Annotated in this window: 17 protein-coding genes; 6 read left to right on the forward strand and 11 right to left on the reverse strand. The window is 42.4% G+C overall.

Features of this window, described 5'->3' with window-relative positions; all coding sequences use genetic code 11:
• Nucleotides 1–104 precede the first annotated feature (104 nt).
• Entirely contained in the window at nucleotides 105–305 is a 201-nt protein-coding gene (locus R7041_RS04020; RefSeq protein WP_224721253.1) for a DUF1127 domain-containing protein, read from the forward strand.
• A 68-nt stretch (nucleotides 306–373) separates the two neighbouring features.
• Here the strand turns inward: R7041_RS04020 and R7041_RS04025 are convergent, their stop codons facing one another.
• Nucleotides 374–2,065, reverse strand: a complete 1,692-nt coding sequence (locus R7041_RS04025) for an AMP-binding protein (protein WP_025768211.1) — start codon at nucleotides 2,063–2,065, stop codon at nucleotides 374–376.
• Between the two features lie 477 nt (nucleotides 2,066–2,542).
• Here R7041_RS04025 and R7041_RS04030 point away from each other — a divergent pair, with 477 nt between their 5' ends.
• Nucleotides 2,543–3,538 carry a transporter gene (locus R7041_RS04030; protein WP_064368741.1) on the forward strand — a complete coding sequence of 332 codons (996 nt, stop codon included), beginning with the start codon at nucleotides 2,543–2,545 and terminating at the stop codon, nucleotides 3,536–3,538.
• A gap of 224 nt (nucleotides 3,539–3,762) precedes the next feature.
• On the opposite strand, the gene R7041_RS04035 is transcribed toward R7041_RS04030, so the two are convergent.
• The 4 genes from R7041_RS04035 to R7041_RS04050 are packed head-to-tail and all read right to left on the reverse strand — an operon-like array spanning nucleotide 3,763 to nucleotide 6,340.
• The gene (locus R7041_RS04035; RefSeq protein WP_064368740.1) at nucleotides 3,763–4,329 is read right to left on the reverse strand and encodes a hypothetical protein; all 567 of its coding nucleotides are present in this window, start codon (nucleotides 4,327–4,329) and stop codon (nucleotides 3,763–3,765) included.
• A 54-nt stretch (nucleotides 4,330–4,383) separates the two neighbouring features.
• Nucleotides 4,384–5,061, reverse strand: coding sequence for a C39 family peptidase (locus tag R7041_RS04040; RefSeq protein WP_033905563.1), 678 nt, complete (start codon nucleotides 5,059–5,061; stop codon nucleotides 4,384–4,386).
• A 5-nt stretch (nucleotides 5,062–5,066) separates the two neighbouring features.
• Nucleotides 5,067–5,390, reverse strand: a complete 324-nt coding sequence (locus R7041_RS04045) for a hypothetical protein (protein WP_005380167.1) — start codon at nucleotides 5,388–5,390, stop codon at nucleotides 5,067–5,069.
• A 20-nt stretch (nucleotides 5,391–5,410) separates the two neighbouring features.
• On the reverse strand, nucleotides 5,411–6,340 hold the full coding sequence (locus R7041_RS04050) for a hypothetical protein (protein ID WP_005391691.1): 930 nt from the start codon (nucleotides 6,338–6,340) through the stop codon (nucleotides 5,411–5,413).
• A 568-nt stretch (nucleotides 6,341–6,908) separates the two neighbouring features.
• Here R7041_RS04050 and R7041_RS04055 point away from each other — a divergent pair.
• Nucleotides 6,909–7,553 (forward strand): helix-turn-helix transcriptional regulator, encoded by a 645-nt coding sequence (locus R7041_RS04055; protein WP_005380169.1) that lies wholly within the window; start codon nucleotides 6,909–6,911, stop codon nucleotides 7,551–7,553.
• Nucleotides 7,554–7,676: 123 nt separating this feature from the next.
• Here the strand turns inward: R7041_RS04055 and chrA are convergent, their stop codons facing one another.
• Nucleotides 7,677–8,816, reverse strand: a complete 1,140-nt coding sequence (gene chrA / locus R7041_RS04060; protein WP_064368739.1) for a chromate efflux transporter — start codon at nucleotides 8,814–8,816, stop codon at nucleotides 7,677–7,679.
• Nucleotides 8,817–8,928: 112 nt separating this feature from the next.
• Between chrA and R7041_RS04065 the strand changes: the two genes are divergently transcribed.
• Nucleotides 8,929–9,846: a LysR family transcriptional regulator gene (locus R7041_RS04065; RefSeq protein WP_155604223.1), complete on the forward strand. Its 918-nt coding sequence runs from the start codon at nucleotides 8,929–8,931 to the stop codon at nucleotides 9,844–9,846.
• Nucleotides 9,847–10,016: 170 nt separating this feature from the next.
• Here the strand turns inward: R7041_RS04065 and ebgR are convergent, their stop codons facing one another.
• Nucleotides 10,017–11,003 (reverse strand): transcriptional regulator EbgR, encoded by a 987-nt coding sequence (gene ebgR, locus R7041_RS04070; RefSeq protein ID WP_025768213.1) that lies wholly within the window; start codon nucleotides 11,001–11,003, stop codon nucleotides 10,017–10,019.
• 420 nt (nucleotides 11,004–11,423) lie between these two features.
• Between ebgR and R7041_RS04075 the strand changes: the two genes are divergently transcribed.
• Complete coding sequence (locus tag R7041_RS04075; protein ID WP_017820436.1) at nucleotides 11,424–12,011, forward strand: outer membrane beta-barrel protein; 588 nt, start codon at nucleotides 11,424–11,426, stop codon at nucleotides 12,009–12,011.
• 37 nt (nucleotides 12,012–12,048) lie between these two features.
• Here the strand turns inward: R7041_RS04075 and R7041_RS04080 are convergent, their stop codons facing one another.
• Nucleotides 12,049–12,600 (reverse strand): gamma-glutamylcyclotransferase family protein, encoded by a 552-nt coding sequence (locus R7041_RS04080; protein ID WP_064368737.1) that lies wholly within the window; start codon nucleotides 12,598–12,600, stop codon nucleotides 12,049–12,051.
• A gap of 182 nt (nucleotides 12,601–12,782) precedes the next feature.
• On the opposite strand from R7041_RS04080, the gene R7041_RS04085 reads away from it, so the two are divergent.
• Entirely contained in the window at nucleotides 12,783–13,967 is a 1,185-nt protein-coding gene (locus R7041_RS04085) for an NnrS family protein (protein ID WP_064368736.1), read from the forward strand.
• Between the two features lie 73 nt (nucleotides 13,968–14,040).
• On the opposite strand, the gene R7041_RS04090 is transcribed toward R7041_RS04085, so the two are convergent.
• From R7041_RS04090 to R7041_RS04100, 3 genes are all read right to left on the reverse strand, one after another.
• A complete protein-coding gene (locus tag R7041_RS04090; RefSeq protein ID WP_005380188.1) occupies nucleotides 14,041–14,994 on the reverse strand; it encodes a CorA family divalent cation transporter in 954 nt (317 codons plus the stop codon).
• A 275-nt stretch (nucleotides 14,995–15,269) separates the two neighbouring features.
• Nucleotides 15,270–16,829 (reverse strand): glycerol-3-phosphate dehydrogenase, encoded by a 1,560-nt coding sequence (gene glpD, locus R7041_RS04095; protein ID WP_186584701.1) that lies wholly within the window; start codon nucleotides 16,827–16,829, stop codon nucleotides 15,270–15,272.
• Between the two features lie 176 nt (nucleotides 16,830–17,005).
• Complete coding sequence (locus R7041_RS04100) at nucleotides 17,006–17,797, reverse strand: DeoR/GlpR family transcriptional regulator (RefSeq protein ID WP_005380192.1); 792 nt, start codon at nucleotides 17,795–17,797, stop codon at nucleotides 17,006–17,008.
• Nucleotides 17,798–17,866 lie beyond the last annotated feature (69 nt).

The following is a 17,866-nucleotide window of genomic DNA, read 5'->3' on the forward strand; positions in this document are numbered from 1 at the left end:
TAGTTTTCCTTAACTCTATGGCAGATTCTATCGTTTGAGGATATCAGCGTAGTCGCTGATTATTAAGTGGTCAACATTGTATAGGGATCTTTGAAATGGAAAACATGACACACACTTGTGAGCGTACTATACCTACTGCCCATCAGAGCGGGTTACAGTTAATTTATTCTAAACTGGCGGCTTGGAGAAGGAACTATAAGACACGTCGTCACTTGAGAGAGTTACCAAAGCACCTTTGGGACGATATTGGGTTAGGTGAAAGGGAGATTAGTTGTGAAGTGAGTAAGCCATTCTGGAGAGAGTAGTTTATGAGTTTGATTCAAGCTCAAAGTTAAGTTGCACTCCCCAATGGTGTTGAGGAGTGCAAGCAAAATTACAAGTCTTCTTCCCACACGACCAATTCATCTTTTGGCCAATTGTGGCCTATCTCATGATACTTTTGTTCGAGCACATGACGTTTAATTTTAAGCGTTGGCGTCAGTACGCCATTTTCTATACTCCAAGGTTCTTTAATCATTAACACACCTTTGATTTGCTCATGAGAGGCGAGTTCTTGATTCATCCTGGCAATAACTTTACGTGTGGTACGTGCGTATCGCTCTCGATCAAAGTTAGGGAAGTCATGTGGCACAACCAAAAGAATCGGAGCGGGTAGCCCTAAACCGATGAGACACATCATCTCTACGCGACTGTACTCGAAAAGCTTTTTCTCGATAGGAACCGGAGAGACAAATTTACCTTTGGCGGTTTTGAAGTTATCTTTTTTACGGCCTTGAATCGTTAGATAACCATCTGAGTCGATAGCGCCGATATCGCCTGTGTGTAGCCAGCCCTCTGAATCAAAAGACTCTTGGGTGGCAATGTCATTTTTGTAGTAGCCAGAAAATAGCCCTTTGCCACGCACCATGATTTCATCATCAGCTGCGATTTTTAACTCAATGCCTGGTCCTGCATTACCGACACTACCGATTTTGTCAGCTCTAAATGGGTAGTTGAGCGTGCTGTAGGCAAATGATTCCGTCATCCCCCAAGCCTCTGTGATATCAAGGCCCACTGAGTGGTACCATTCCAACAGCGCTGGCGAGACAGGTGCAGAGCCACAGCCTAATACTCGAGCCTGATCTAAACCTAGACCATCTGCTAGCTTTTTCTTGATCAAAGAATTGACGAATGGGATTTTCAACAGAATATTGAGCTTCTTCTGTGGAAGTTTGTCTTGAATACGTTGCTGGAATAGCGTCCATAATCGTGGGACGGAGATAAACAGAGTTGGTCGGTGCATCTTCACATCTTCGATAAAAGTGTCCAGTGACTCTGGAAATGCTGTTGGCACGCCACCCATAATCGATGAACCGAAGATATAAACACGCTCTGTAATATGAGCGAGCGGTAAATAAGAGAACAATCGGTCGTTTTCTTGGATACCAATATGATTGATCAGTTGCTGAACAGACCAACTGAATGCGCCGTAAGTTAGCATCGCGCCTTTCGGTAACCCTGATGTGCCTGAGGTATACACCAACGACATTAGCTTGTCATCGTAATGCTGCGGACGCTCTTTACTTGGCACTGCATCAGCAATGAGCGCTTGGTATTCGTGCTTACACTTTGGTGCCGTGTCATAAGGTAGAGCGATGCTAATGAGTTCAGGCATAGCATCAATGACTTGCTGAGTTGCTTTGGGATCATCGAGTTTTCCGCCAATGATCGCTTTACTTTCACTATGAGTCACACAGTATTCGATGGTGTCTGCACCGGCGGTAGGAAAGATTGGCACACTGACATAGTCACCAAGCATCATAGCAAGATCGCAAATAAACCATTCTGCACAGTTTTTAGATACTAATGCGACTTTGTCGCCAGGCTTTACACCAAGTGAGCGTAGTGCGCTGACAAGTTTTAAGGCTTGATCTGCAACATCAGAGAATGTGTACTCAACAAATTGTCGGTTAATAATTTGTTTTAGGTAGACCTCATTTGGACGCTCTTGAGCCCATTTGAGGATCATTTCATTTGGTGGTGGGAGAGCGCAACCAGCAGCGCTATTTAGATTCGGCTGATTCATTTTAAGTGACTCCATGTCTTCTCATTGTATTTATAATTGTTAACGCATTGTTAACTTTAGCATGTTAAATCGCGACACGGGAATGCATTTTGATGAAATATGTGGGGAAGATAGCGTTAGTTATGGTTGAAGTCGGAGCGACTCGATCTAAAAAAGCAATGTGATTGATGCTACGCAAAAGAGAACAGGCTTTTCAGCTGTTATGTCATATCGACTTCATACTAAGAGCACAGGTAAGCAATTTATTTTATTAATAATATTGCGAAAACATAGAATCTATCCTAATTATTTATTAACTAGTGGCTTAGTGTTGAAGATAAGTATAAATGTCTCCTAATTTCTTCAAAGCGCCAAACTTAAAGGTATGTCGTGGTTTTGAAGTAGCTATACTAATCTTACTTTGGAAAGTTAGGAGCTTCACCTCAAGCTATTGCCTGAGATTACTTGGGTACGATCATCAGCAAAAGGAAAGATGTGATGTTACGGAAGACTTTACTGGGTACCTATCTTTGTAGTTTATTCATTGCGGGGAATGCATATAGTGCTGAAGGAGATGATATTCCTCAGCGCGCCCAAACGGTTGGTGATGTTATTGAGCGCCCAGGCGTTCTCACACCTAAAGGTAAATGGTCATTTGATTCGTCTTTAAGCTATACACAAAACTCTTCAAACAAAGTATCTGTTGTTGGGTATACAGTCTTACCAACTCTGATTGTTGGGCGAATTGAAGTGAGTGATTCGGATAGGACTACAGTAACCGTTGGATTAACTGCTCGGTACGGTTTAACAAACGCCACAGAGTTAGAAGTTAGAGTGCCGTATGTGTATCGTAATGACCAAGTTTCTACGCGCCCCATTCAAGATGGTTCAAACAGTGAAGTAGTAAACACAACGGTGGATGGCGGAGGGCTTGGTGATGTAGAGTTCGCATTGAGGCACCAGTTTAACTTTGAGTCTGCGCCATACTGGGTAGGTGGCCTTAGAGTAAAGTCGGATACAGGACGATCGCCTTATGATGTTTCTATTGAAGATGGAAGCAACTCATTTAGTGATGTCCCTACAGGTTCGGGTTTTTGGAGTTTTGAGCCTAATTTATCTCTTATTCACCCTGTTGATCCTGCGGTCTTGTTCGCTAGTCTAAGTTATATTTATAACTTAGAGGATACTGTTACAGTTGGCGACACAAAAGCTGATGTTGAACTTGGAGACACTATTTCTCTTTCAGGAGGAATGGGGTTTGCGGTGAATCCTGATCTTTCATTCTCTTTAGGACTTAGCCATAAAACTATTTTAAAAAGCAAAGTAAATGGCAGATCGGCAGATGATGCTAAGTTGCTTCAATTAGATGCATTAACTTTTGGTATAAACTATGCCTTTAGTGAACGCTCATCTATCAATGTTAGTGCTCAAGCTGGTCTTACAGAAGATACTCCCGACTTTCAATTAACAGTACGAGTACCTTTTAATTTGTAAAATGGATATTAGGCCCTTGAGTCTTGGGCCTAATTTATCGTTAGCGCCTAGTGTTCGCATTATAAATTGATTGGATTATATTGGATAAAGTAGGTATATATTCTTAAAATGATGGTGGCCTATTGATATATCTACCTTTCTTTTGGTATGTAATCATAGATATCAGTCGTTTCTAATATCAAAGAAGCTTAACGTGACAATTTTTCAGATAAAAATGGAAATGCTCATTGAAGGTGGTTCAATAAGGCGTCTTCTAATTGTTGGTTTGCTTTGATTTCCCGTATTACCCCATTTACTTGAGCATCAATGTCTACGAGCGTGCTAAGTCCAATAATACTGTTATCTTTCGTGTTTTGAATAATATTGATAATACTTGAATTTATAAAGTCTGAACTTATTATATTAGGATTTTGAGACGAAGGCATTTGGGGTGAATCTATAGAATCATCTCCAATAATATTTCCTTCACCAAATTGTATGATGTTAACAATACCCTGGTTGAAAATATCTCCACTTTGATTTTCACTATTTGCGCTAATGTTTTTTAAATTACCATTTTCAATTACTAAGTTGGCAATGTTTGTGTTCAAAATATCATCGCCATTTATAGTCGTAGTAATGCTTAATCCAATATTAATAATATACTCGTCCGTAATTTGGAAGCCACCTCGATATTCTTCTAAAGATAAATTTGAAAGAGGAGTAAGTTCTTGCAGGCCAACATCTTTAGCATTCACATTAAAATGAGGTATTAGCATACAAAGCACTAACAAAAATTTATTGTAGTTCATAATGCAGGCCTTTCAGGTTGTTTAGTTCTTAAAGTTATTTAAAACAATGTTATATTAATTTTCACCGGAAACTGGGAGAGTAATGCTAAATACCCCTAAGGAATCTCTAGACACTCCTGTTTTTAATGGTGATCTTTGATATACGGTGAAATTATCATTGGTTATAAAGCTAGACCTTCCCATTTCCGCTTCGTTACGGACCAGTAACACAATTCCTTGGTAATATTTTTCAAACTCATCCAGTTTCATTATCATGGTTCCTCTAGAAGGGTCTCCTAGAATAACTGAGTGATTGTTTATACCTCTGATGACAACAAAATGCATATACCCATCGAAATTAACGAGAGTAATCCCAGGGACGCCGACTTCTTTAATTTTCTCCAATCCTACTTGAAAGCCGTCAGAACGTAACCCTATGGAATCCAAGTAAAACTTCATATCCAACAAAGAAAAACCTTTCTCTTTGATTTTTTCTTTATCACCTTTTTCAAACATGCTTTTGAAGATATCTTGTTCAGATGACTCTGTTGCATAATGAAAAGTGAGAAGAGAAGCCAGGGCGGCAGAGCCACAGCTGAAGTCATACTGTTGGCGAAAAACATCACCGAACACTATTTCTTTGTAGCTTTTAACAGGAACAGAGTAATGTGCTCGGTAAGGTAGCAGTTCTAATGAAATGGCTGATGCTGAATAAACGAGCATCAGCCAAATTACGTTATTTAATACTTTCATATTGTTTACTTGAGTGTCAGGTTAACGACGGTAGAGTTCTGGATTAAAACGTTGTTTCCGCTGTTCTGAATTACGTTGGATATACCCGAACTGTCTGCGAACGCTCCACTTGATAGTATATTGTTACCACTCACGGTGTTTGACGCGACATTATCTGACGAAATACCATTGATATCTGATTCTGCATAAACCAAGTCGAGTTCAACATTTTGTCCACCTCTTGATTCATTCATGATATCCAAGCTAACTTCTCCGCCAGATAATGCAATGTCATCAGCGAGTGCAGTGCAGGCAACTATCATACTCAAAGTACAGATTGCCAAACGCATCGCTTTCTCCTACTAGTCGGTTACTCACCCCCAGTAAACACACTTGCATTAGTTGTAACAGATTGTTGTACAAGTGAATTTGAACCAGCATTCTGACCAACGGTAGTAATACCAGCCGCACCACCAAGACCACCAAGGGTGTTCATGTTTTCAACTCGAACTCGAGTATCATCCGCGTTAGTTGCATAAATAACTGATGCACCTGTAACACCACCCATTAGGCTTGAGCTCGCAACAACCATATCTGTATCCATATGGACTTGATTGAAGCTATCAACATTTGTTGAGCTCGAGTCACTTTGATAGTTACTATTGTCGTTAAAGCTGTTCGAGTTTGTTGTGCTTGAATCAGCGTAGCTACGGTTATCACTCTGGTTACGGTTGTCGCTTTGATTACGATTATCGCTGTTATCGTTAAAGCTACTGTTGATACTAGAGTCACTGTTGTCGTTGTTGCTACGTCTTACAGTAGTACTAGAGTCGCTGTTGTCGTTGTGGCTTCTATTTGTGTTAGTACTTGAATCACTACTATCACTATTTAGGCTCACATCAAGATCAGCACTGGTACTGTTGTCGTTAGCGTTAGACGTACTATTGTCGTTGTGGCTTTGAGCTGTGTTAGTGCTCGAGTTTGAGTTGTCGCTGTTGTTATTAAAGCTGTCATCAACACCAAGAGTTGCACTGTTGTCAGTGTCGCTGTTGTCGTTGAAGCTATGACCAATACCTAGTGACGCACTATTATCGCTGTTGTCGTTGAAGCTATCACCAACACCGAGAGATGCGCTATTGTCACTGTTATCATTGAAGCTGCCAGATAAACCGATATCGGTATTAGCGCTGTCAGTCCATTGCATGTTGTCGTCTCCATCATCGATCTCATTCGCGATTAGAGAGCCACTAAATAAAATTGCTGACATTGCTAAAGCAAGCCCTGTTTTGTTTAGAGTCATAACGATTACTCCATTTCCTGTTATTCCTGATTAAAAATGACTGCACTTAACTTCTTGCTGCTTCCTTCAAATGTTGTGGGAAGCGATGAAATTATAAGAAAGGATCAGTGAAAGCTGTTCTCATTATTGAGAATGATTCAGGCTGGAAGGGAGTATTTAGGTGCGTCTCTTTAAGGTGTTAAAGAAAAAAATAACATAATCATAATGTTATTTTTTGTATTTACTTTAAGTACTCATCAAGTATGAAATGAAGCCAATATAAAGAAGTAATTCGTTCTATTGCACTGAGCGGAGCAGTCATCCATTTTTTATAAATGATATTTTATCCAATTATTATCTTTATTATTTAATATTATAAATCATATCCTTATGCTAACACAGGTTGAAAAGTATGGATAAAAACACAACAGGTTCATACTTTTTAAGTCTTTTTCGGTGCTGAAAAGCAATGCGATATCATTCTGAAGTGCTATATTTTCTACTTAAAATGAAGATAAATTCTCTTTGCTATCCCCAATTAATTTTCTAACGGGGGTTGGTGAAACAGGTAAGTTAATGTGGTGGGACTATGGAAAAGAAGCACTTGATACTGCTAGCTGAGAGTAATTTACAAAGTAACTTAATAAAAAAACAACTATCTTCCATTCATGATGTCGATGTAAAGATAATGCAACCAGATGAAGTGGTGTTCAGAAGTCACTCACTCAGTATCGATTTGATGTTTATTGATTACGATTTTATGCGTCAGCTTGAAGTGCAAGGAAAGTTACCAGATTTTGATCTATTTGGGTGGTCCTTTATGCTTCACAACGTCCCTTGTGAAAAAGTACAAACGGACTTACTGCATTGGAAGTTGTTAAAAGGAATTTTGCTCCGAAGTGCATCAGTGACACATATATGTGATGGCGCGGAATACGTACTGAAAGGTGGGTTGTGGCTACCAAGAATGTACCTAGAGAAGTTAGTCCTCAATTATCGGCATGCAAATTTGTCCGAAGAACAGCAGCATGATGAGTTAACATGCAGAGAAAAACAGATTCTAGAGCTACTTGTGTACGGCATTTCAAATCAACAAATTGCTTCAAGACTTTTTTTATCTGAAAGTACAGTGAAAAGCCATATATACAAGTTGTACAAAAAACTCGATGTCCATTCTCGTCATGATGCAGTTAAGTTGGTAAGAATGAACAATGGCTTAACCGAGAGAAGTTAAGTCACAATTTGTGATGCTCTTTTTATCGGGGTCTGTTCCGTTTTCACTATCTAATCTAAGCAAGGGCACTCGTATTTGAGTGCCCGTGGTTTATCTAGATTCAATAGTTGGCGTATCAGCAGGCTACATCATGCCCGTGACAAGGCCTGCTGCCACAAAAAACACGATCATCCATAGTACCGAAAGGTTGAGCTTTTTGTGTAGATAGAAACCCGCAATCACTAACGCCATGTCGATGGGAGCAACAACTGCGCTGCTAAATACTGGCTGGTAAAGTGCCGCGAGTAGTAACCCTACTACCGAGGCATTTACACCGTTGATGGCGCCGGAGACCAGCGGTTTGCCTGCCAGTGCTTGCCAGTTTTTAAGAACGCCAAGCAGTAAAAGAAACCCTGGGAGGAATACGCCAAGCGTTGCGATCAGAGCGCCTAAAATTGGCGTATCCGAAAGCTCATAACCGATAAAAGTCGCAAAGGTGAACATTGGCCCCGGTATAGCTTGTGCAGCGGCGTAGCCTGTTAAAAATGCATCTTGGCTGAGCTGGTCGCCAACAATGTTTTGCAGAAGCGGCAGCACCACATGACCGCCACCAAACACTAAACTACCAGCTTGGAAAAAATCACTAAACAGCCCAAGCAAAGGTAACGTATGAGCCACTAATGGTAAGCCGAGTAAAAGCACCGCAAATAGAGCCAATGGCGCGATAGACGGTTTAAACGGCTCGGCTGATGACGCGGAGTCTTTCTTCAGATATCGCATTCCGACAAAACCTGCTGCGATCAACACGAACATTTGCGTCATGATGCTTGGTGCCACCAGCAACGCAATCGCAGTCGCGATGCACAAACCCGCGGTCAGTTTACTTTGGCAGAAGTTTTTGTACATGCCCCAAGTCGCATCCGCCACGACGACGACTGCGAGCAGTTTTAGGCCGTGAACGATGTTTTGGAACACTGCGGTGTCGGTGATTTGGCTGCTCACCATCGCCAGCGCCAACATGATGGCCACTGAAGGAAGCGTGAATCCGACAAATGCTGCGCATGCGCCACCTAAACCGCCACGTTTATAGCCTAAAGCAAAGCCAACTTGGCTTGAGCCCGGTCCCGGCAAAAACTGACTGAGCGCGACAATTTGCGCGTACTCGCTGTCATCAAGCCATTTCAGTTTCTCAACAAATGTTTGGCGAAAATAACCAATATGAGCCGCAGGGCCGCCGAAGCTGAACCAACCCAGCCAGAAAAAAGTTTTGAATATGGTGAACATGTCGAGCCTGTTTATCTAAAAAGCATTGTTGCTAATTTATCGAATGCTCTAAAATGACTCAAATTGATGATTTTAATTTCATCTATGAATGAAATGGGATGAGGATGTTGGAGTGAAAGAGGACATTCAGTGGCGCAACATTGACTTGAACTTATTGGTGACGTTTTCCTACTTGTATCGCTATCGAAGCGTTAGCGTCGCGGCAGAGAAAAGTTACGTTAGCCAGTCGGCGATGAGTCATAGTTTGTCTCGTTTAAGGTTGTTGTTTGATGACCCGCTTTTTGAGCGAAAAGGGCACAAGATGGAGCCCACCGAGCACGCTCACCACATCGCGCCAACTGTGCATCATTTGCTGGACTCTATCGCCAAAGACTTGCTCACTAAGTCTGCCTTCCAACCTAAAAATTATGCGGGTGTATGTCGCATTGGATTAACGGATTATGCCGAGTTTATCTTTGCTCCTCGGCTTTATGACGAAATACGCCAGCGCGCACCAGAGGCCCAGATCAGTTTTATTAACGTCAATCGTAGCAACTACGTGGCATTAACTGAGCACGAAAAGATCGATGTCATTATTGGCAGCATGCCAGTGTTGGATGACAACTTTGAGAGCTTGTACTTGTACACGGAAAAACACGTGTGTATGTGTGATAAACAGGCATTGAAAGGGGAAACACAGCTGTCTCTGGAAGCGTTCGCGAACATCGAGCAAGCTCTGGTAAGTCCCGATGGGAGCTTAAAGACACAAGTAGACCAAAAGCTCGCAGAACATGGCTTGAGCCGCAAAGTCACCGTGGCGTCGCGCAACTTTCTCACTATTCGGCATCTATTGAAAAAGCGCGATCTCATTGCCATCGTGCCAGAAAAAATGGCGTTGGCGGAGGGCTTTTCGGACGATCTCATTACTGTTAAGCCGCCGATCGCCGTTGCGGATTTTGATATTGCCATGCTGTGGCATTCCAGCCGAAACAATGAAGACAAAGGCATTTGGCTACGCGAGTTGGTTTCTTCGACCATCACCTCTAAATGATAAACATTTGGGGCACTCATGGTGCTTAGAGTGATTTGTTGTTGAACTTCTTACTACCCGCTGAGTTATCGGCGTTACGCCGAAACAGTACTGATTGTGCAAAATGAATATCTTGGGTTAGGGGGGGATGTTCCAGATTTAATTCATAAAAGAGATTAATGGAAAAGGTATCATTGAGTTGTACCACGTAGTTTAAGCTCTGTTTGAACGTATACATGAAGAGGGAGTAAGCGTCCATCTCGGTATTTTTCCACTAGTAAGTTCACTCCCTGAGTTCCCATCAACTCAGAGTGAATACGAATTGTAGACAACGGCGGAAAGGTAAAGCGAGCAGTAGGAATATCATTCATACTAATCAGCGTAATATCCTCTGGTATCTTTAAGCCAAATTCATGGATTGCACGTACTATGCCAATCGCGATGGAGTCTGAATCAATGAATACTGCTTTCGGGAAGTCACCTTTGGCTAGCATCTCTTTCGCTAAGTTATAACCGGACAAACTAGAGCAGGCACAATAGTGTATATCATGTTCTGCGACCACGCCTTTTAGATAGCCATAGTCCAAAAACACATTTTCACGAGTGTCAGCTGCGTCGTGCTTGTCTTGACCGCCAATATAACCGATGCGGCGGTGGCCTCGTTGTACAAAGAAATCAACTACTTGCCTACTGATTCGAATAAGGTCGACATCAACGCAATCATAAGGGCAGGTTGGATCTGAAAAGTTTATGTAGCAAATGCTATCGGCTAGACGTTTAGGTAATTTATCTACTACCTTTTGGTCGACATTTCCGACTAAAAGGACACCTGTTATCTTTTTCGTTTCAACATCAATTTCACTGTTATAGCAATTGGTTAGCGTAATACCTAATTTGTCGCATTGCGTTTCAATCCCATGACGAATTGATAAGTAGTAAGGGTCATTCACCTCTGTTTCTTGTTTGTAGTTATATAAGGCTAAAAAGTGATGTTTTTGCTTAGCTTCTTTGATGCCTTTCTTCGAGCTACTGGTGCGGTACTCCAGTTTTTCTGCAATTTCCAAAATGCGGTATTTGGTTTCTTCTTTAACGCTCAACGTTGGGTCGTTGTTCAAAACCCGCGATACGGTTGCAAGTGAGACGCCTGCTTCAATGGCGATATCTTTTAGCTTTGCCATGTAAATTTCCCGTTGGCACTGCCCAAGTGTGAGCTCAATAATCTGACTATTTTAAACAGCTACTTAGATATGCACAAACCTTTAGTAAGACAGTCCTAAACACTTTAAATCATCATATCAAGCCAAATTGTTTTCATGAAATAGACTCTATTGAGTAATAAATAAAGCCGTAAACGTAAGGATTATATTGCTGTAAAAATACTGAAAAACGCGACTGGTTTGGAAACTTGCTACTTGTGGTAACTCTAGTACTTAATAGGACTCGAGCTGTTTAGAGTTTAATCAAGCAAACGTTTTATTGTTCATGTTTATGTTTTGTGTCTCATTTTATAAACAAATCAATAGGAAAGTATTCAACTCTATTTATAATCTCCGCGCTTTTAAAAGCTGTCTAACAGTATGAAAAATTAGGAAATTATAATGAAAAAAGTATTGCCATTATTGGCTTTAGGTGCAGTGGTTGCTTCAGCATCAGTTCAAGCAAAAGGTAACTGGTATGTTGGTGCTGATTTGGTAAATTCAGATCTTAAAGTTAAAAGCTTGTCAAAAGATCTTTCTGCGACAGGTCTTAGCCTTGCTGTAGGTAAAGAGCTTCAATATTCAGAAAACTTCAAACTAGCTTTTGAAGGTGAGTACATATACTTTGGCGACTTTGAAGAAACATTTTCTTACATGGGGTGGCCGGTTAAATTTAGTGTTGATGCTTCTGCGTTCAATTTCAATGCGAAGCCTAAATACCAATTTGCAGGTACAGGCTTCTATGTTGGTGCGATTGCTGGCCTTGGTGTAATGAGTGTTTCTTATGAAGTGAAATCATCTAGCACTGTTACCGATGATGGTCGTGATGTAGGCTTTAACTACGGTGTTGAGGCTGGTTATGAGTTCGCTTCAGGTTTGGTTGTATCTGGTGGCTACCGTGCTTCTTCGGTAAGTATTGATGCCGAAAACGGTGGCAGCGAAGATTTTGATTTTGACAGCCTGTACGTTGGTGTTGATTACAAGTTTTAAGCTCGCGTAAGCAAACATAGATACTAAAAAGGAGCCGTTAGGCTCCTTTTTTTATTAGATTATCAATCAACTCATAATGGTGATCTTGTACGCCTGCAAGGTTGCCATATTTGGGTTGGTGGCGGTCATTTTCTTTCGCGTGTTGCCAGCCAATGGTGTGACGCACAAAATGCTCTGCAAACGCGTGGGAAACTTCCAAGCAACCTGCCAGTACGGTATCAACATAACTTTGCATGATTGGGCTCTTTTCGCATGGTGGTAGTGGCTCGTCTTTTACGTAAACCCAAATGTCATGTTCTTGGTTAAAACTCGCATCTGTTTCGATTTGATCTGGCTGAAGTTGAATACGATGATAACCTCGCTCACGGCGGTCGAATTCTGCGAGCGCTTCTTCATTGACTTCGAGTAAAACGCCATTAACCTGTCCATCGCCTTGGTTCACCACTAATGGAGAGAGGCTGTAGCTGTCGTCAATCTTCCCCCAGTAGCGAACCAACCCATGTGCTATGGCGGGAATGGCTTCTCCCGTTTGTCCGGTTAACTTACGCGACGCAGAATTAATCAAACTGCCATAGCCAAATATGTACATTGTCGTTGCATCCCTTAACTGATAGTTGTGCCTCTCATGTTTATACCTAACCCGCATCTGAAGCACAACTTTACCTCTTAAGTATAATCTTAATTATAAACATGTATTTTTTATACATGTTTATGGTAGCATCAATATGTAGTTGAGTTAACCAGCATCGAGAGACGCTTGAGGGCAAGATAATGCTGAATATCACCGATAAAAAAGTAGAAGAAAAAATCCCCGCATGGCTGCGATTAGGCTTTCGGCCGTTTTTTCTGTTTGGGTCGATTTACGCCATTGTTGCGATTGCGTTGTGGGTGTGGATGTTCCAAGGCGGACAGCCAAACGCATTAGCCGTGCCTGCATTGTGGTGGCACGTACATGAAATGTTGTTCGGTTTTTCGATGGCCATTGTAGTTGGCTTTGTACTGACCGCGGTACAAAACTGGACTGGCATTAATGGTACCAAGCATTACATGCTTCTGGCTTTATTTGGCTTGTGGTTAGTGCCCCGCATATTGCTTTGGACACCAGCACCGTTATGGTTAACCAGCAGTATCGAAGCGGTATTTTTACTGTTTGTCGCCTATGAGGTGGGCATTCGTGTGTATCGAGCCAAAGGTTGGCGTAATTTGTTTTTCGTTCCACTGTTTCTTTTAGCCATCTTTGCGAACTTTGCAAGCTACGCAACGATAAAAGGTATGCCGCCCTTTAGCTCTTCAGCGGTGTGGCAAGCAATGCTGTGGTGGTTTACCTTGCTGTTGTCAGTGATGGGCGGACGTGTGATTCCATTTTTTACTGCGCGTCGATTTAATTTCGAAAAAGCGCAACCATTGGCTTGGTTAGAGTGGTTCGCGAACTTGCCATTGGTAATGCTATTTGTGCTGAGCTTTTTCCCTGTGACGTTTGCAGAACTAGGTAGTCCTTTGATGCTATTTGCAGGTGTTGCTCAGTTGGTGCGTTTTGTTCGCTGGAAACCTTGGTTAACCCTGAGCGAGCCTTTAGTGTGGTCGCTGCATGCTGCGTATTTGTGTTTACCACTAAGCTTAATTTTGCGAGGCGTCTGGGGAGATGCATTTGCCAGCCATAACCTCATTCACCTGTTTGCGATAGGTGCGTTAGGCGGTTTGATTTTAGCGATGATTGCACGGGTGACGATGGGACATACTGGTCGCATGATCTACAAAGGACCAAACATGAGCCTTGCGTTTGCAGCAATTACCGCGGCAGCTTTGGTTCGCAGTTTCGCCGTGATCTTTGACCCAGCGAACATGATGCTGTGGATTGATATCAGCGGCGGATTATGGATTGTTGCGTTTGGGCTATTTGTGTGGCGCTTTGGTGTGATGCTTGTGACCCCTCGTGTGGATGGTCACCCCGGATAAGATTCTAATGTGAGTAGAGAAAAGAGGAGCCGCGTGCTCCTCTTTTGGTTTTTGTTCTTTATAGGTTTAGTGTTTACTCGTCTTCGTCGTCCGCTTTATTCGTGAGCCCCAAGCGTTTAAATAGCCACCACTCTAGACCAAAAATGACAATTAAGGCGATGCAGAACCAGGTGAATGCCATGGTGGAATCCACGCCTGGCATTCCACCAACATTGATACCGAGTAAACCTGTTAAGAAGCTGGTTGGTAGAAAAATCGTTGCTACCAAAGTAAACAGGTAACTGTTTTTATTGGTTTTCTCATCACGATGATGTTTGATCTCTTCTTGGAAAAGCGCCACTTCTCCAAGATAAAACTCAAGTGTTTCATTTATGCGCGTAATATTATTGTGTGCGAAGCGATATTGATGAGGTCTCAAAGCAATCAATTCTGATTCTGACTCCACAAGATCACGGATAGCGTACTGCTGAGGGCGAATAAAACGCTTGATAGAAATCAGTGCTTTTTGAGTCGCCATATGTTTGTACGTCGACTCATCATTCACGTCGAACTGGTTTAGTGTTTCTTCAATCGTATCAAGGTAAATGTCTATTTTACTGTTTAATCCTTCAATGATCTGATGAAGTAAACTGGCAAGACTTTTTGGGCCTTTGTGTTCCGCTAATGCTTGGCGAATCTCCATGATCGCACGTGATGGAATTTTACGAGTTGAAATGAGTGCGCCTTGAAAGTAGAGAATTCGAATACTAAGCATATCTTCTGGTGATGCATTGCCGTTCATATTGACGCCTCGTAAAATCAACATGAAGTTCTCGTCATCCAAAGGATGGAAAGATGGTCGGCTTTCGTCGGCTAATAGATGATCAACCGTAGCTCGAGGTACTTGGTTCTGCTCCAGCCAACCACGAATATCAGGATGCAGCCGTTCGCAATGGTACCAATGCTTAGCTTGAATTTGCTCTGCCGTGGTGGATTGTTGAGTTGCTTCTGGGGTTGAGAAGTCCCAATGTTCAATCATAAAACCCATTTTCTTTTCCTTGTTTGAGCCGATACCAAAATAACCTCAAGATACTTCTTTCGCGAGAATTGCATTGCCATACAGAGGCAATGCTCTGAGTACGGTACTCTGAAGTCATTGATGCATTATTTTTCAAATGAGTATGATTGTATTTAACGCCAAATGTCTATGAATAGTTGTTCTTATTTGCAATCGAGTGGAGCGCACCAAGGTGTTGTGCTTAAACAACAAAACAAAAAGCCTGCAACTAAGCAGGCTTTATTGTGGGGGAGGGAGGGGAGCTGTTAGCCAACTTGAGAAAGATTAACCACTTTCTGTTGTAGCTTTTTCTTTAAATAGTCCGTTAAGGCCTGTTTTTCTTCCTCGTTCATGTAAAGACCAAGCTTAGTACGGCGCCATAAAATGTCTTCATCGGTCATTGCCATTTCATGGTTCATTAAGTAATCGATCTCACGTTGGTAAACACCACCTGCTTGTGCCGAGAACGTTTGTCCTAAGTCAGCTTCACTTGTTGTGCCTTCCATTAAGTTCCAGGTTTGGGTACCAAACTGTGTGACATAACGAAGAATCAATGCTTCTGGCGCCCAAGTGTATTTAGCGTGAATTTGTTTAGCTAATTGTTCACGACTACAGCTGAAGTTACCACCAGGAAGGGTTTGGTTGGCCGTCCAGTCTTTACCCATTTCAGGTAGGAACGGAGCAAGTTTCTTCATTGCTGCTTCACCTAACTTACGGTAGGTCGTTAACTTACCACCAAAAACAGAAAGCAGAGGTGCATGGTCGTATTCCGCATCGAGCTCTAGCGTGTAGTCTCGTGTGATTGCTTGCGGAGAGTCAGATTCATCGTCACATAAAGGACGAACACCGCTGTATGTCCAAACTACATCTTCGCGAGTCAACTGGTGGACAAAGTGTTGGTTTACGATATCAATGAGGTAATCGACTTCGTCATCTGAGATCGACACTTCACGTGGGTCACCTTTGTATTCCACATCTGTTGTACCAATGATTGAGAACTTATCTAAGTAAGGAATCATAAATACGATGCGATTGTCTTTGTTTTGAAGGATGTAGGCTTGCGGTTCGTTGTGGATACGAGGAACAACGATGTGCGAGCCTTTGATTAAGCGAATGTTACGAGGAGAGGCTTGCTCTAATCCATCATCAAAGAACTGTTTTACCCAAGGCCCCGCAGCATTGACTAACGCTTTCGCTTTACGTTCGAAACGTTGGTTTGTCATCACATCGTGAATAGTAACGTGCCAGATACCACCTTCACGGTGTGCTTTTTCCACGCGGCAGTAGTTACGCACTTCAGCATGGTTTTCGCGAGCCGCAAGAACGTTCAGTAATACTAAACGTGCATCATCAACCCAACAGTCAGAGTATTCGAAACCCGTTTTCATTTCTGGTTTTAGCAAGCCAGATTTCGCAAGGTTGACGGTTTTACTGCCTTGCAGCGTCGTACGTTTACCCAAGTTATCGTAAAGGAAAAGGCCACAACGAATCATCCAAGCTGGGCGTAGGAATGGGCGATGCGGTAAACGGAAACGCATTGGTAGTGCGACGTGTGGTGCTTTACGAAGAATAACCTCACGCTCTGCGAGCGCTTCCGAAACTAAACGAAACTCGTAGTGTTCAAGGTAGCGTAAACCGCCGTGTATCAGTTTAGAACTTGCTGAAGAAGTCGCAGATGCGAAGTCATTTGCTTCATATAAGCCAACACTCAAACCTCGGCCAGCTGCGTCTGCCGCAATACCAGCTCCGTTAATGCCGCCACCGATTACGATCAAGTCTAAGGTAGTGGATGAGCTAGTAGTGGAAGCATTATTTTGTATACTCATAAATTTGACCTCTTGGTGAGCGAACGAGCATTTTAGAACATAATGTAATCCTAGCTCAGGTTTCGTTTGTGATCATCTATTATTTTCGTTTGTGAGCGTTTTGTGTGATTTAGACACAAAAAAACCTCTGTCTAATTAAGGCAGAGGTCATTTGAGGGGGAATTATACGATTGACGTTACTCGTTTTCGGAGTTTGATTCGTTAGCTTCAACCACTTCAAGTGGGATAGAAGCTTCCTTCAAAATTGACAAGATTTCTTCTGGTGGCTGCTTATTGGTAAAGATCATGTTGAGCTGTGCAATATTGCCTAGTTTCACCATAGCATTGCGCCCGAACTTGGTGTGGTCTACGGCAAGAAATACACTACGGCTATTGTCAATGATCGCTTGTTTTACCCGGACTTCGTGGTAATCAAAGTCTAATAGCGAGCCATCGAAGTCGATACCGCTAATGCCGAGGATACCAAAGTCGAGACGGAACTGTTTAACGAAATCGAGGGTAGCCTCGCCAACAATACCACCGTCTCTGCTGCGGACTTCTCCACCCGCTAAAATGACTTTGATTTCAGGGTTAGGGAAAAGAATGGTCGCAACATTGATGTTGTTGGTGACAACACGCAACTGTTTATGATTTTTATTGAGCGCTCGCGCAACTGCTTCTGGTGTGGTGCCGATATCGATGAATAGTGTGGCACCATCTGGAATGTGTTTGACTACCTCGTCTGCAATGACATCTTTTTCATTGAAGTTGAGCGCTTTACGCGTGTTGTAAGATGTGTTTTCAGAACTGAGAGGAATAGTGGCTCCACCGTGATAACGACGAATTTTGTTGTCATCGGCGAGTTCATTGAGATCGCGTCGGATGGTTTGTGGGCTGACATTGAATCTTTCTACCAACTCATCCGTGCTGACATAGCCTTGTTTTTTCACCAGCTCAACAATCTGCTGGTGTCGAGGTATTTGCTTCACTTACCACTCCCTTGTGCATTGGTAACGGCCAATGCTTCAAATTCGAAGCTCTATTGTGCTCGAATTTGC

This window comes from Vibrio sp. 1751 (assembly GCF_033339895.1).
In the GTDB taxonomy this organism is placed as follows: domain Bacteria; phylum Pseudomonadota; class Gammaproteobacteria; order Enterobacterales; family Vibrionaceae; genus Vibrio; species Vibrio alginolyticus.

Coding starts and splice junctions, on each gene's coding strand:
- R7041_RS04025 (WP_025768211.1), bottom strand. CDS start 2,065: ATGAATCAGCCGAATCTAAATAGCGCTGCTGGTTGCGCTCTCCCACCA.
- chrA (WP_064368739.1), bottom strand. CDS start 8,816: ATGTTCACCATATTCAAAACTTTTTTCTGGCTGGGTTGGTTCAGCTTC.
- R7041_RS04050 (WP_005391691.1), bottom strand. CDS start 6,340: ATGACTCTAAACAAAACAGGGCTTGCTTTAGCAATGTCAGCAATTTTA.
- R7041_RS04045 (WP_005380167.1), bottom strand. CDS start 5,390: ATGCGTTTGGCAATCTGTACTTTGAGTATGATAGTTGCCTGCACTGCA.
- R7041_RS04085 (WP_064368736.1), top strand. CDS start 12,783: ATGCTGAATATCACCGATAAAAAAGTAGAAGAAAAAATCCCCGCATGG.
- R7041_RS04075 (WP_017820436.1), top strand. CDS start 11,424: ATGAAAAAAGTATTGCCATTATTGGCTTTAGGTGCAGTGGTTGCTTCA.
- glpD (WP_186584701.1), bottom strand. CDS start 16,829: ATGAGTATACAAAATAATGCTTCCACTACTAGCTCATCCACTACCTTA.
- ebgR (WP_025768213.1), bottom strand. CDS start 11,003: ATGGCAAAGCTAAAAGATATCGCCATTGAAGCAGGCGTCTCACTTGCA.
- R7041_RS04035 (WP_064368740.1), bottom strand. CDS start 4,329: ATGAACTACAATAAATTTTTGTTAGTGCTTTGTATGCTAATACCTCAT.
- R7041_RS04020 (WP_224721253.1), top strand. CDS start 105: ATGACACACACTTGTGAGCGTACTATACCTACTGCCCATCAGAGCGGG.
- R7041_RS04090 (WP_005380188.1), bottom strand. CDS start 14,994: ATGGGTTTTATGATTGAACATTGGGACTTCTCAACCCCAGAAGCAACT.
- R7041_RS04030 (WP_064368741.1), top strand. CDS start 2,543: ATGTTACGGAAGACTTTACTGGGTACCTATCTTTGTAGTTTATTCATT.
- R7041_RS04040 (WP_033905563.1), bottom strand. CDS start 5,061: ATGAAAGTATTAAATAACGTAATTTGGCTGATGCTCGTTTATTCAGCA.
- R7041_RS04080 (WP_064368737.1), bottom strand. CDS start 12,600: ATGTACATATTTGGCTATGGCAGTTTGATTAATTCTGCGTCGCGTAAG.
- R7041_RS04055 (WP_005380169.1), top strand. CDS start 6,909: ATGGAAAAGAAGCACTTGATACTGCTAGCTGAGAGTAATTTACAAAGT.